Genomic DNA, 13,825 nt, shown 5'->3' with positions numbered 1-13,825 from the left:
TATGAATCAACCTCTTGCCTATGTTCATCCAGGCGCCAAAATCGCCAAGAATGTGGTTATCGAACCTTTCACCACGATACATAACAATGTAACTATTGGAGAAGGAACTTGGATTGGTTCTAATGTTACGATAATGGAAGGTGCCCGAATTGGAAAGAATTGTAATATTTTTCCAGGTGCCGTTATTTCCGCTCCACCTCAAGACTTAAAATACAAAGGAGAGGAAACAACTGTAGTCATTGGCAATGGAACTACAATTAGGGAGTGCGCAACCATTCATAAGGGTACTTCAGACCGGATGAAAACTGTCATAGGAAAAAATTGCTTAATAATGGCTTATTGCCATGTAGCCCATGATTGCCTGGTTGGGAACAACTGCATCTTTTCCAACAATTCAACCTTAGCGGGACATGTTACCATTGGTGACAATGTAATTTTGGCCGGATTGGTAGCCGTACATCAATTTGTCTCTGTGGGCCAACATGCCTTTGTTACAGGAGGATCGCTGGTAAGGAAGGATGTACCTCCTTATGTAAAGGCGGCTCGCGAGCCCCTTTCCTATGTAGGAATAAATTCAGTGGGCCTCAGACGAAGAGGATATCAATCGGATAAAATAAGGGAGATACAGAATATTTACAGAATTCTATATCAGAAAAACTACAACAATACCCAAGCGGTCCAAATTTTGGAAGCCGAAATGGAGGCAACCCCAGAAAGGGATGAAATACTTCAATTCATTAGGGATTCCCAAAGAGGTATTATGAAGGGCTACTTCAGTAATAATTAAAACATTAATTTTTAAAACTGCTACATCATTTAAGGCAGCATTAATAAATCATTTAAGTAATAAAGCATGGCATCTACATCAGATATTAGAAAAGGATTATGCATTAGATATAACAACGATATCTACAAGATTATTGAGTTTTTACACGTAAAACCGGGAAAAGGACCAGCCTTTGTCCGAACAAAATTAAAGAGTGTGTCTACGGGAAAAGTTTTGGACAACACATTTTCAGCCGGGCATAAAATAGAGGATGTTCGTGTGGAAACCAGATCGTACCAGTTTTTATATGCTGAAGGGGAAACGTATCATTTTATGAATACCGATGATTATAATCAAATTACACTTCAGGAAAGTGCCTTGGATGCTCCCGGTCTTCTAAAAGAGGGGGAGATTGTAAAGATTATGTTCAATACAGAGGATAGTATGCCATTATCCGTTGATATGCCTGCAAGTGTTGTACTAGAAATAACCTATACGGAACCGGGTGTAAAAGGAAACACAGCGACGAATGCCACAAAACCAGCTAAAGTAGAAACTGGCGCAGAGGTCAACGTACCCCTTTTTATAAATGAGGGGGATAAAATTAAAATTGATACTTCCAGTGCTTCTTATATGGAACGTGTAAAAGAATAGATTGAAAACAGTACAGGATTTAGAAAAGTATACATCTTAACAATTGAGTAAAATATAATCTTTGAAATTTCCAACTACATTTACCCTTAAACAAATTTCTGAAATTATACAGACGGAGTACGTTGGTGATGCTGAGTTTCCGATTTTGGGCATGAATGAAATTCATGTTGTGGAAAATGGGGATATCGTGTTTGTGGACCATCCTAAATATTATGACAAGGCACTAAATTCAAAAGCTACTGTTATATTAATCAATAAAAAAGTTGACTGTCCACAAGGCAAGGCATTATTGATTTCCGATGACCCGTTTAGGGATTTCAATACATTGACCCAATATTTTAGTCCATTCGTTGCTGCAGTCAGGGCAATTTCTAATTCTGCCATAATTGGTAAAAACACCATCATACAGCCAAATGTGTTTATTGGTAACAATGTAAGGATCGGTGATAATTGTATTATTCATTCCAATGTATGTATTTATGATAATTCTGTCATAGGCAATGGTGTTACCATACATGCCGGTTCAGTACTTGGGGCCGATGCTTTTTATTATAAGAACAGACCAGAGGGATTTGACAAATTACGCTCAGGCGGAAGGGTAGTGCTAGAGGATGATGTAGACCTTGGGGCTCTTTGTACCATAGATAGGGGTGTTACAGGCGATACTACAATTGGGAAAGGCTCTAAATTAGACAATCAAGTGCATGTTGGACATGATACCGTAATTGGTAAAAAATGCCTAATTGCTTCTCAGACGGGAATTGCGGGTTGTGTAATCATAGAGGATGAAGTGACTATTTGGGGTCAAGTAGGAACAAATAGTGGAATAACCATAGGAAAAAAAGCGGTGATTATGGGTCAGACAGGGGTGACTAAATCCGTACCGGGAGGCAAGAGTTATTTTGGTACCCCTGTAGAAGAATCTAGAGAGAAATTAAAACAGCTAGCGTATACCAAGAAAATTCCTGATATAATAAAAAGGCTAGAGAATAAATAAGAAGCAGAATGCTTTACTATTCATTGACAAACCTATATTTTTGTAGTAATAAAAACCAAACAGCAGTATGAGTGTTTTAGTAAATAAAGATTCCAAAATAATTGTACAAGGATTTACGGGAAGTGAAGGTACCTTTCATGCCGAACAAATGATAGAATATGGTACCAATATCGTTGGGGGAGTTACTCCTGGTAAAGGAGGTCAGGAGCATTTGGGAAAACCTGTTTTCAATACGGTAAGTGAGGCTGTTGAAAAGGTAGGAGCGGATACAACCATCATATTTGTACCACCTGCTTTCGCTGCAGATGCCATTATGGAAGCTGCTAATGCTGGTATAAAAGTTATAATTACAATTACGGAGGGTATACCTGTTGCCGATATGGTTATGGCCTCAGATTATATAAAAGGAAAAGATTGTAGGCTTATTGGTCCAAATTGCCCGGGTGTGATTACACCTGGTGAGGCAAAAGTTGGAATTATGCCTGGATTTGTTTTCAAAAAAGGAAATATCGGCATTGTTTCAAAATCTGGAACCCTTACCTATGAAGCTGCGGATCAAGTGGTAAGGCAAGGTTTGGGAATTACTACTGCCATAGGTATTGGTGGAGATCCAATCATTGGAACTACGACCAAGGAAGCAGTTGAGCTTTTGATCAATGATCCGGAAACGGAGTGCGTTGTCATGATTGGTGAAATTGGAGGTCAGCTAGAGGCTGATGCCGCGAAATGGTACAAGGAGAGTGGAAGTAAAAAGCCAATCGTTGGTTTTATAGCCGGTGAAACGGCGCCTGCTGGTAGAACAATGGGACATGCAGGAGCTATTGTTGGTGGAAGCGATGATACGGCACAGGCCAAAAAGAAAATTATGCGAGAGCACGGTATACATGTTGTTGATTCCCCTGCAGAAATAGGAGTGAAGGTTAAAGAGGTTATGTCTTAGGGCAAATCTCTAAAAACTATATTAAATCCCGTTCTTACGGGATTTTTTTTCGCCTATATATCAAACAAAACTTATATTTGATAAAAGACCTTACAAATAGAAAACAAATGAAATTGTTAGAAGGAAAAAATGTTATAATTACAGGAGCAAGCCGTGGTATAGGAAAGGGAATCGCTAAAATATTTGCAGAAAATGGTGCCAATATAGCTTTTACCTATAGTTCCAGTGAAGCACCGGCTTTAGAATTACAAAAGGAGCTAACGAGTCTCGGCGTAAAAGCTAAAGCCTATAAAAGTAATGCCGCTAGTTATGAAGAAGCTGAGAATTTGGTTGCCGAAGTATTAAAGGATTTTGATGGGGTAATTGATGTTTTGATCAATAATGCGGGTATTACAAAAGACAATCTTTTAATGCGCATGTCCGAAGATGATTTTGATACGGTAATCGATATCAATCTAAAGTCCGTTTTCAACATGACGAAAGCCACTCAAAGAACATTTTTAAAACAGCGTAAAGGTTCTATCATAAACATGAGTAGTGTTGTAGGTGTCAAAGGGAATGCTGGCCAGACCAATTATGCGGCTTCAAAAGCCGGTATGATTGGGTTTACCAAATCCGTAGCTTTGGAATTGGGTTCTAGAAACATTAGATGTAATGCAATAGCTCCTGGTTTTATTGAAACGGAAATGACAGAAAAATTAGATGATAAAACGGTGCAGGGATGGAGAGATGGAATTCCGTTGAAAAGGGGAGGTACGACCGAGGATATTGCTAATGCCTGCTTATTTTTTGCTTCAGATTTATCTGCTTATGTCACCGGTCAGGTTCTTAATGTAGATGGTGGCATGTTAACCTAGTACATATTATCTACCATGATTTCAATCATCAATGTGGAAAGTTGATGATACTCGTATGGCCTTTTTAACCTCGATTTTCGAGTAAACCCTATTTGTATTCATGCAAACTGAAACTGTACTCCTTATCATTTTAGCTGCGCTTGTGGCGTTGCTGGTGTCCCTGTTTCAGTATTATTTTCGAAATAAGCGAAGGGACAAACTTCATGTTACCTTGTCCTTTCTTCGGTTTTTGGGTGTATTCGGAATTCTATTGCTTTTAATTAATCCACAAATTTTAAAAACGACCTATAAGATTGAAAAACCTGTATTGGCCGTTTTGGTGGATAATTCTACCTCTGCTGCGTCAAGTAAGGAGGAAATAGAATCCATTTTATCGGCCTTGAAGAATTCCGAAACGATTACTGATAGGTTTACCGTAAGTAATTATGTTTTTGGTGAAACTTTGAGACCATTGGATAGTTTAACTTTTGCAGATGAACTTACCAATATCGATAATTCAATATCAAGTATCAATGAGGCGTATCGAAGAAAGGAAAGTACCATTCTTCTCATTTCAGATGGTAATCAAACTGTGGGTAAGGATTACATCTTCAACCTAGACACAAAAAAACCTATTTATACCGTTACAATAGGGGATACAACTGCTTACGAAGATTTAAGCATAGGTGCCATAAATTCCAATAGGTACGCTTTTTTAAACAATAAATTTCCTCTTGAAAGCTATGTCACCTACCAGGGAAATGGCAATGTATCGGGTAGGGTAAACATAACATTGGACGGAAAAAATATTTTTTCCCAAGCAATAAGTCTTTCCAAATCCAATAACCTTGCTAGTATTAACACCTTGATAGATGCAAATAGTGTTGGCAATAAAACCATTAAGGTGAGTGTTACCAAACTTGCATCAGAAAGAAATATCAGTAATAACACAAGGCAAACTACGGTCGAGGTAATTGATGAAAAGACAAATGTTGCTATTGTTTCCCAAATACTACATCCAGATTTAGGAGCTTTTAAAAAGGCCATTGAAAGTAATGAACAGCGTCAAGTCCAATTCATTTCATCAAATACCACATCGCAAATTTTGGATGATATGGATTTGTTTATTTTGTACGAACCTGATAGAAGTTTTAAATCCATTATAGAATACATCCAGAGCAAAAAATCCAATTACTTAATGGTCACTGGGGTCAATACCGATTTTGGATTTTTGAATCAGGTACAAGAAAATTTTATTTTTGAATTGGGATATCCTGAACAGGAGGTTTTTGGTTCTTTGAATTCAGCATTTTCCAAATATGACATCACTGACTTTGACATGAGCAATTTCCCCCCATTATCCAGTGATGCGGGTCCTTTGCTTTTAAATACTTCTAACGATATATTATTGGATTCGGAAATAAAGGGAGTAAATATTAACTCTCCTTTATTAAGCGTATTTGAGGATAATTCATGGAAGCGTGGTTTATGGGTGGGTTCCGGAATCTGGAAATGGAGAGGTCAAACCTACAGAAATTCAGGAGACTTTTCCAATTTCGACCTTTTCATGGGTAAATTAGTGAGATATCTTACTAGTAATGCAAGAAGGGAGAGGCTAAATTTAGAATACAATTCACTAATCGAAGGGAGTAATTCCGCAGTAGTAACGGCAACCTATTTTGATGAGGCCTATGTTTTTGAACCTAATGCTACATTGGATATAACAATTAGGACCGATGTTAAGGAGTCTACAAGGCCTATGGTGCTGAGAAATGGGTACTATGAAGCGGATTTAAGTGACCTTTCTCCTGGATCTTATGAATTCAGGGTAAACGTAGCGGGGGGAAATATAAGTAAAAGCGGAAACTTTGTAATCTCTGAATTTGATTTGGAAAAACAATTTGTATCCAGCAATTATCAAAAAATGAATTTACTTTCCAGTTATACCAAGGGTACTTCTTTTTTACCTTCCCAAGTAAATCAAATAATTGATGAACTGTCTTCAAATGATGCCTTTGTGCCAACCCAAAAAAGCATCGAAAATATCGTATCTTTGGTAGATTACAGGATGCTCTTGGCTATAATCGTTTTAGCCTTTACCATAGAGTGGTTCCTCAGAAAATATAATGGTTTAATCTAAACAAATTAATAATGGACAAATTGCCAAAAATTGCCTTACCGGTAATATTTATTTTTATAGTACTTGTAATTTTAATATCAAAATCAGCTGTAACCATAGGGTCTGGTGAAGCAGGGGTGCTCTACAAAACTTTTGGAGACGGGGTAGTAACCGATGAGCCTCCTATGGGTGAAGGTTTTCATCTCGTAGCACCTTGGAACAAGGTTTTTATCTATGAAGTGAGACAACAAGAAGTTTTTGAGAAAATGAATGTACTTTCCAGCAATGGATTGGATATTAAACTAGATGCTTCGGCTTGGTTTCAACCTAAATATGATGAGTTAGGAAAATTACATCAAGAAAAAGGGGAGGACTATATCCAAAGAGTTTTATTACCTACCATACGTTCAGCAGCGCGTTCCGTAGTTGGCAGATATACTCCGGAGCAACTGTATTCCAGTAAAAGGGATGCCATACAAATGGAAATCTTTGAGGAGACTAAAAAAATAGTGGATGATGAGTACATTCAATTAAATGAAATTCTAGTACGTGATGTAACGCTACCTCCAACGATTAAAGAAGCCATTGAGCGTAAACTAAGGCAGGAACAAGAATCCCTGGAGTACGAATTTAGGTTGGTTACAGCTTCTAAGGAAGCCGAAAAAGTGAGAATCGAAGCTCAGGGTAAAGCGGATGCAAACAGGATATTGAGTGCCTCTTTGAACGATCAGATTTTAAGGGATAAAGGTATTGACGCTACACTCCGCCTTTCTGAATCACCCAATGCTAAGGTAATCGTTGTTGGTGGCGGAGATTCTGGATTGCCCTTAATTCTTGGAAATAATTAAGAGTGGAATGTTTCACCTAGGGTAAACCTTTTTGTTTCATTTCAAACTTTTCTTTTGTAAAATCAAAAATACCTTTTACTTTTACATCGTAATGAGAAAAAACAATACACATCATCATTTTTATACTTGCTCTCAAGCGAGGTAAAAATGTATTGTAGTATTACAAGTATATTTTAAAACCCGTTTGAGCAATCAAACGGGTTTTATTTTTGGCTCAGACTAAAGTCGGTCAAATAAATTGAAAATAAAGAAAATGACAAAGATTAGAATTGCTATTCAAAAATCGGGAAGGCTAAATGAGGATTCCCTTAAAATTTTAAAGGACTGTGGTATTTCCATAGACAATGGCAAAGACCAATTGAAGGCATCAAGCCGAAATTTTCCCATGGAAGTGTTCTATTTGCGAAATGGGGATATTCCCCAATATTTGAGAGACGGGGTCGTGGATATTGCCATTATTGGTGAAAATGTACTTATTGAAAAAGGGGAGGATATTTTAATCGCTGAAAAACTTGGGTTTTCTAAATGCAAAGTATCCTTGGCGGTACCGAAATCGGTAAAATACAATTCTGTACAGGATTTTGAGGGAAAAAGAATAGCCACGTCATATCCCAATACGGTTACGAATTATTTGGAACAAAAAGGCGTAAGTGCAGATTTACATATTATTAATGGCTCTGTAGAAATAGCACCCAACATTGGATTGGCCGATGCTATTTGTGATATTGTATCCAGTGGCAGTACCTTGTTCAAAAACAATTTAAAAGAGGTTGAAGTGATGCTTACGAGCGAAGCTGTTCTTGCAGTTTCACCCAAAATATCCGATGAACGTACTGTTTTGTTACAACAACTACAGTTTAGGATACAGTCAGTCTTAAGGGCTCGAAAGTCAAAATATGTACTTTTAAATGCGCCTAACGATAAATTACAGGAAATATTAAAATTACTTCCGGGTATGCGCAGTCCAACGGTACTTCCTCTGGCGGAAGAAGGCTGGAGTTCCGTACATACGGTAATCGATAAAGATACTTTTTGGGAGGTTATCGACGAATTGAAGAAGGCTGGTGCAGAAGGTATCTTGGTATGTCCAATCGAGAAAATGGTACTCTAATGAACAAAGTTTATAACCCTGATCGTACAGAGTGGACAAAATTACTTAAACGCCCTACACAAACAGTTTCGGATATTGAAGACCTAGTTACTGATGTTTTTAAAGATGTTCAACTGGGTGGAGACAATAGTTTAAAACGGTATACTGAAAAGTTCGATGGTGTTTCCTTGAACTCCCTATTAGTATCAAAAGAGGAAATTGTGGACTCTAATCAGTTGATTTCCGAAGACTTAAAAAAAGCAATACAACTCGCCAAAGCTAATATTGAGACCTTTCATAAGGCTCAAAAAACAGGACGTGTTGAAGTTGAAACGGTTCCAGGAGTTTCCTGTTGGCAAGAAAAACGACCAATTCAAAAAGTTGGACTCTATATTCCGGGAGGCACAGCACCCTTATTTTCAACAATTTTGATGTTGGCCATTCCAGCAAATTTGGCAGGTTGTAGTGAAATAGTCTTATGCACTCCTCCCAATAAAGAAGGAAAAGTGAATCCGGCAATCTTATATACTGCTTCGCTATGTGGAGTTACAAAAATTTTTAGGGTAGGTGGAATTCAGGCCATAGCCGGAATGACCTTTGGAACGGAATCCATTCCTAAAGTATATAAAATTTTTGGCCCAGGGAATCAGTACGTGACCGTGGCCAAACAAATTGCCACTAAACATGGTGTTGCCATAGATATGCCTGCGGGACCCAGTGAACTTTTAGTTTTGGCCGATGACACGGCGGACGCATCATTTGTGGCTTCAGACTTACTAAGTCAGGCTGAACATGGCGTGGACAGTCAGGTGATTTTAGTTTCCACTTCAAAGGACATGTTAGGTAAAGTCGAAAAAGAAGTCGAAAATCAGTTAAAAGTCCTACCTAGAAGAGAAATTGCCGAAAAGGCCATTAAAAACAGTAAACTAATTTATATCAAGGATGACCAGAATGCTATTGATTTAATTAATGAATATGGTCCCGAGCATTATATAGTTTGCGTAGAGAATGAAGATTTCTTCATTGAGAATACGGTTAATGCGGGTTCCGTATTTATTGGTAATTACACCCCTGAAAGTGCTGGGGATTACGCTTCTGGAACCAACCATACGTTACCGACGAATGGGTATGCAAAACAATATAGCGGAGTTAATTTGGATAGTTTCATGAAGAGTATGACTTTTCAGAAGATAACTGAAGAGGGAATTCAAAATATTGGTGAAGCCATTGAATTAATGGCGGAAGCTGAGGGCTTAGAAGCACATAAAAATGCGGTGACCTTACGTTTAAACAGTTTAAAGAATCAATAACCTTGTCAGGTCGAGCGGAGTCGAGACCTCATTTGAGTACTATGAGTTTCAATTTAGATAAAATTACTAGGGAAAACGTAAAGGGATTAAAACCCTATTCTTCTGCACGTGATGAATACGTATCTGATGGGTCTGAAATGGTTTTTTTGGATGCCAATGAAAATCCTTTTCAAAATGGAGTCAACCGATATCCCGACCCTCAACAAAGAAGTCTAAAGGCCGTATTGGCCCAACAAAAGAGTATTTTAGAACGTAATGTTTTATTGGGAAATGGAAGTGATGAAGTATTGGACTTATTATTTCGAGCTTTCTGTGAGCCAAAAGCGGATAACGTCATTACTTTGCCCCCAACGTATGGCATGTATAAAGTATTGGCGGATATTAATGTTGTTGGGAATAGGGAGGTTTTATTGTTGGATAATTTCCAACCCGATGTAGATACTATTCTAGCGAATGTGGATAATCACACCAAGATTATTTTTATATGCTCGCCCAACAATCCCACGGGGAATAGTTTTAATAAAAATAGTATTATTCGATTATTGAAGGAATTCAAGGGATTGGTTGTCATCGATGAAGCATATATTGATTTTTCAAATGAAGAAAGCTGGATTTCCAAATTATCGGAATATCCTAACCTCATTATAACACAGACCTTGTCTAAAGCCTATGGTATGGCGGGTATCCGTTTGGGTATCTGTTTTGCTTCCTCGGATATCATATCGATTTTAAATAAAATTAAACCACCTTACAATGTAAACGAACTTACACAGCAACGGGCCATTGAACGGTTTGCTGATATGGAAAGGGTTAAACAGGAAGTCAACAGCATTTTAGGGGAGCGCCAAAAATTGAATGAAACCCTGAAATCCATTCCGTTTGTGTCCAAAATTTATCCGACGGATGCTAATTTTATTTTAGTCAAGGTTGATGATGCGGATAAAAGATATAATGAACTTCTTAGAAAGGGTATTGTAATTCGAAATAGAACAACGCAGCCCTTATGTGAGAATACACTCCGATTTACCATAGGTACCAAAGATGAAAATAATAAATTGAAAGACGTTTTAAAATCATTATCCTAAAATATGGAAAACAAAAAAAAAGTTTTATTTATAGACCGCGATGGCACTATTATAAAAGAAACGGCTGACGAGCAAATAGATGCTTTTGAAAAAATGGTTTTCTATCCCAAGGCCTTTACATTTTTAGGTAAAATAGCCAAGGAATTGGATTATGAATTGGTAATGATAACCAATCAGGATGGCTTGGGTACAGAGGTCTTTCCGGAAGAAACTTTTTGGCCCGTACATAATTTCATTTTAAAATCTTTTGAGAACGAAGGTGTCGTTTTTGATAAGGTCTTTTTGGACAGAACCTTTCCGCATGAAAATGCCAATACTAGAAAACCAGGTACTGGTTTGTTAACAGAATATTTTTCGGATGATTATGACTTACAAAATTCCTATGTTATCGGGGACCGGCTCACAGATATGGAATTGGCAAAGAATTTGGAGGCAAAAGGTATCTATATTAATGATGAGACCCATCTGGGTACCGGAGAAATCACCGTAAAAAGAGAAGCATTGGATAGCGTCATAGCTCTTGAGAATAACGACTGGGAGAAAATCTATGAGTTTCTAAAACTTAAGGATAGAAGGGGAGCCACGCACCGAAAGACCAATGAAACCGATATATCCATTGAATTAAGCTTGGATGGGACTGGCAAGAGCGATATAAAAACCGGACTAGCATTTTTTGACCATATGCTAGATCAATTGGCGCGTCATGGACAAATGGACCTCAAAATTAAGGTGGACGGGGATTTAGAAGTGGACGAACATCATACTATCGAGGATACAGGGATTGCTTTGGGAGAAGTGTTTTATACTGCTCTGGGAAACAAGCTAGGAATTGAACGATACGGATTCTGCTTGCCCATGGATGATTGTTTGGCACAGGTAGCTATCGATTTTGGAGGTAGAAATTGGTTGGTCTGGGATGCCGAATTTAAGAGAGAGAAAATTGGGGATATGCCTACGGAGATGTTCCATCATTTCTTTAAATCTTTTTCGGACGGTGCAAAGGCCAATCTCAATATTAAAGCGGAGGGTACAAATGAACACCATAAAATAGAAGCCATTTTTAAGGCCTTTGCCAAGAGCATTAAAATGGCGGTAAAACGCGATGTAGAAAAGATGGTACTGCCATCAACAAAAGGAGTTCTTTAAATAATACATGCTTTAAAGGACTATCCATTAAACACACTGAAAATTTGGTCGCACTTAAAACTCAATACTGAATAAATATTATCATGAAGATTGTCATTATTAATTATGGTGCGGGAAATATACAGAGCATCAAATTTGCCATAAAAAGATTGGGATATGAAGCAATTCTAAGTCATGATGTGAATGAAATAAGAAACGCCGATAAAGTTATTTTCCCCGGAGTGGGCGAGGCGAGTAGCGCCATGAAAAAACTGAGGGAAAGTCATCTGGATAAATTGATTCCTACTTTGACGCAACCTGTACTGGGAATCTGTTTGGGAATGCAGTTGATGTGCAATGGATCCGAAGAGGGGAATACGAAAGGGCTAGGTATTTTTGATGTAGATGTTGTCCGATTTTCCAAAAAGGTAAAGGTGCCACAGATAGGATGGAATCAAATTGCAAAGCTCAAATCGGTTTTGTTTAATGATGTTGATGAGAAAAGCCATATTTACTTAGTCCATAGTTTTTATGCACCCATCTGTAAGCAAACCATTGCCACATCTTCATATGGCGTAGATTATAGTGCTGCTTTAATGCATGATAATTTTTATGGAACTCAGTTTCACCCCGAAAAGAGCAGTGATATTGGAGAGCGTATCCTAGTGAATTTTTTGAAAATGTAAAAGTTACTAATGAAAATGAGAATAATTCCAGCTATAGATATCATAGAAGGGAAGTGCGTAAGGCTCTCCAAGGGAGATTATGATACCAAGAAAATATACAATGAAAATCCTTTGGAAGTTGCCAAGGAGTTTGAAGCCCACGGAATACAATACCTGCATTTGGTAGATCTGGACGGCGCAAAATCCAAGCATATTGTAAATCATAAAGTTTTAGAGCAAATTGCTTCAAATACAAATCTGAAGATTGATTTTGGAGGTGGTTTAAAAACGGATGATGATTTAAAGATTGCTTTCGAAAGCGGAGCCAGTCAAATTACAGGAGGTAGTATCGCCGTAAAAAACAGGGAAGTATTTACAGGATGGATTGCAAAACATGGCGCAGATAAAATTATCCTCGGTGCGGATGCCACGGACGAAAAAGTTGCGGTTTCCGGTTGGCAGGAAGAATCGAAAGAGGAATTGATACCCTTTATTCAGAACTATCAAAAAAAAGGTATCACCTATGTTATCTGTACCGATATTTCCAAGGACGGTATGCTGCAGGGTCCCTCGTTTGAATTATACAGAAAGATATTGGAAAGCACAAATAATTATAACCTGTCAGTTCGAGCGAAGTCGAGAACTAATGAAGACCTTTCGACTTACCCCGACTCCGCTGGGCAAAGGTCGCTCAAGGGGACATCAGACCTGAAACTAATTGCTTCCGGTGGTATTTCCACCTTTGAAGAGTTGCCGAAACTTGCGGAAATGGGATGTGAGGGAACCATTATTGGTAAAGCCATTTACGAAAATAGAATCCGTTTAAAACAATTGGAAGCGTTTATACTAAATCATGGATAAAGAAGCACAGTTAGTAGAGGAGTTGGTCAAAAACGCCCTGTACAGAATGGAGGAAAGTACTCGGATGATTAATAAAAGCCTAAGCAATATATCTGAGGAAGAAATATGGCAAAAACCCAACGATTCACTTAACAGTATGGGAAACCTGATACTCCATCTCTGTGGTAATATCACGCAATATATAATCTCCTCATTGGGTGAAAATGAAGATGACAGACAACGGGATTCTGAGTTTTCGGCATCCGGTGGACTAACTAAACTAGAATTGCTTAAAAAATTGAAAGACACCGTGGATACGGCAAAACGAGTCATTTTTGATGCAAGGTCGGAGCAATTGGTAAAGATTCGCTCAGTTCAAGGTTTTTCTTTTTCGGGCGTGGGTGTTATTATGCATGCCGTTGAACACTATTCCTATCATACCGGACAAATAGCCTTTTGGGTGAAATTATTAAGAAACAAAGACCTTGGATTTTATGACGGACTGGATTTGAATACTAAAAATGAATAATGAGGTACGAGGTTAAAAATA

14 protein-coding genes are annotated in these 13,825 nt (G+C 38.0%); all 14 read left to right on the top strand.

Features of this window, described 5'->3' with window-relative positions; translation table 11 throughout:
• The first annotated feature begins 1 nt into the window (after window position 1).
• Entirely contained in the window at window positions 2–787 is a 786-nt protein-coding gene (gene lpxA, locus PP182_RS07820; protein WP_272650794.1) for an acyl-ACP--UDP-N-acetylglucosamine O-acyltransferase, read from the top strand.
• Window positions 788–853: 66 nt separating this feature from the next.
• Window positions 854–1,420 carry an elongation factor P gene (efp, locus tag PP182_RS07815; protein WP_272650793.1) on the top strand — a complete coding sequence of 189 codons (567 nt, stop codon included), beginning with the start codon at window positions 854–856 and terminating at the stop codon, window positions 1,418–1,420.
• Window positions 1,421–1,481: 61 nt separating this feature from the next.
• A complete protein-coding gene (locus PP182_RS07810) occupies window positions 1,482–2,417 on the top strand; it encodes a UDP-3-O-(3-hydroxymyristoyl)glucosamine N-acyltransferase (protein ID WP_272650792.1) in 936 nt (311 codons plus the stop codon).
• A 67-nt stretch (window positions 2,418–2,484) separates the two neighbouring features.
• Window positions 2,485–3,357 (top strand): succinate--CoA ligase subunit alpha, encoded by an 873-nt coding sequence (sucD, locus tag PP182_RS07805; RefSeq protein WP_272650791.1) that lies wholly within the window; start codon window positions 2,485–2,487, stop codon window positions 3,355–3,357.
• Between the two features lie 107 nt (window positions 3,358–3,464).
• Entirely contained in the window at window positions 3,465–4,214 is a 750-nt protein-coding gene (gene fabG / locus PP182_RS07800) for a 3-oxoacyl-[acyl-carrier-protein] reductase (protein WP_272650790.1), read from the top strand.
• A gap of 100 nt (window positions 4,215–4,314) precedes the next feature.
• The gene (locus tag PP182_RS07795; protein WP_272650789.1) at window positions 4,315–6,333 is read left to right on the top strand and encodes a VWA domain-containing protein; all 2,019 of its coding nucleotides are present in this window, start codon (window positions 4,315–4,317) and stop codon (window positions 6,331–6,333) included.
• Window positions 6,334–6,344: 11 nt separating this feature from the next.
• Window positions 6,345–7,160: a prohibitin family protein gene (locus PP182_RS07790; RefSeq protein ID WP_272650788.1), complete on the top strand. Its 816-nt coding sequence runs from the start codon at window positions 6,345–6,347 to the stop codon at window positions 7,158–7,160.
• 253 nt (window positions 7,161–7,413) lie between these two features.
• Window positions 7,414–8,271 carry an ATP phosphoribosyltransferase gene (hisG, locus tag PP182_RS07785; protein WP_272650787.1) on the top strand — a complete coding sequence of 286 codons (858 nt, stop codon included), beginning with the start codon at window positions 7,414–7,416 and terminating at the stop codon, window positions 8,269–8,271.
• On the top strand, window positions 8,271–9,560 hold the full coding sequence (gene hisD / locus PP182_RS07780; RefSeq protein ID WP_272650786.1) for a histidinol dehydrogenase: 1,290 nt from the start codon (window positions 8,271–8,273) through the stop codon (window positions 9,558–9,560). Before hisG ends, hisD begins: the two co-directional genes overlap by 1 nt.
• A 41-nt stretch (window positions 9,561–9,601) precedes the next feature.
• Window positions 9,602–10,645, top strand: coding sequence for a histidinol-phosphate transaminase (gene hisC, locus PP182_RS07775; protein ID WP_272650785.1), 1,044 nt, complete (start codon window positions 9,602–9,604; stop codon window positions 10,643–10,645).
• Between the two features lie 3 nt (window positions 10,646–10,648).
• On the top strand, window positions 10,649–11,791 hold the full coding sequence (gene hisB / locus PP182_RS07770) for a bifunctional histidinol-phosphatase/imidazoleglycerol-phosphate dehydratase HisB (RefSeq protein ID WP_272650784.1): 1,143 nt from the start codon (window positions 10,649–10,651) through the stop codon (window positions 11,789–11,791).
• 83 nt (window positions 11,792–11,874) lie between these two features.
• A complete protein-coding gene (gene hisH / locus PP182_RS07765; protein ID WP_272650783.1) occupies window positions 11,875–12,456 on the top strand; it encodes an imidazole glycerol phosphate synthase subunit HisH in 582 nt (193 codons plus the stop codon).
• Window positions 12,457–12,471: 15 nt separating this feature from the next.
• Window positions 12,472–13,296, top strand: a complete 825-nt coding sequence (locus PP182_RS07760) for a 1-(5-phosphoribosyl)-5-[(5-phosphoribosylamino)methylideneamino]imidazole-4-carboxamide isomerase (protein ID WP_272650895.1) — start codon at window positions 12,472–12,474, stop codon at window positions 13,294–13,296.
• Window positions 13,289–13,804, top strand: a complete 516-nt coding sequence (locus PP182_RS07755; protein WP_272650782.1) for a DinB family protein — start codon at window positions 13,289–13,291, stop codon at window positions 13,802–13,804. The genes PP182_RS07760 and PP182_RS07755 overlap by 8 nt, the downstream gene beginning before the upstream one ends.
• Window positions 13,805–13,825 lie beyond the last annotated feature (21 nt).

The organism is Maribacter sp. PR1, from assembly GCF_028464145.1.
Taxonomy (GTDB): Bacteria; Bacteroidota; Bacteroidia; order Flavobacteriales; family Flavobacteriaceae; genus Maribacter.
Note: the sequence above shows the minus strand (reverse complement) of the source record. Positions and strands in the feature narration are given on the sequence as shown.

Excerpts from the sequence above, each read along its gene's own strand:
- lpxA (WP_272650794.1), top strand. The coding sequence starts at position 2 with ATGAATCAACCTCTTGCCTATGTTCATCCAGGCGCCAAAATCGCCAAG.
- efp (WP_272650793.1), top strand. The coding sequence starts at position 854 with ATGGCATCTACATCAGATATTAGAAAAGGATTATGCATTAGATATAAC.
- sucD (WP_272650791.1), top strand. The coding sequence starts at position 2,485 with ATGAGTGTTTTAGTAAATAAAGATTCCAAAATAATTGTACAAGGATTT.
- fabG (WP_272650790.1), top strand. The coding sequence starts at position 3,465 with ATGAAATTGTTAGAAGGAAAAAATGTTATAATTACAGGAGCAAGCCGT.
- PP182_RS07795 (WP_272650789.1), top strand. The coding sequence starts at position 4,315 with ATGCAAACTGAAACTGTACTCCTTATCATTTTAGCTGCGCTTGTGGCG.
- PP182_RS07790 (WP_272650788.1), top strand. The coding sequence starts at position 6,345 with ATGGACAAATTGCCAAAAATTGCCTTACCGGTAATATTTATTTTTATA.
- hisG (WP_272650787.1), top strand. The coding sequence starts at position 7,414 with ATGACAAAGATTAGAATTGCTATTCAAAAATCGGGAAGGCTAAATGAG.
- hisD (WP_272650786.1), top strand. The coding sequence starts at position 8,271 with ATGAACAAAGTTTATAACCCTGATCGTACAGAGTGGACAAAATTACTT.
- hisC (WP_272650785.1), top strand. The coding sequence starts at position 9,602 with ATGAGTTTCAATTTAGATAAAATTACTAGGGAAAACGTAAAGGGATTA.
- hisB (WP_272650784.1), top strand. The coding sequence starts at position 10,649 with ATGGAAAACAAAAAAAAAGTTTTATTTATAGACCGCGATGGCACTATT.
- hisH (WP_272650783.1), top strand. The coding sequence starts at position 11,875 with ATGAAGATTGTCATTATTAATTATGGTGCGGGAAATATACAGAGCATC.
- PP182_RS07760 (WP_272650895.1), top strand. The coding sequence starts at position 12,472 with ATGAGAATAATTCCAGCTATAGATATCATAGAAGGGAAGTGCGTAAGG.
- PP182_RS07755 (WP_272650782.1), top strand. The coding sequence starts at position 13,289 with ATGGATAAAGAAGCACAGTTAGTAGAGGAGTTGGTCAAAAACGCCCTG.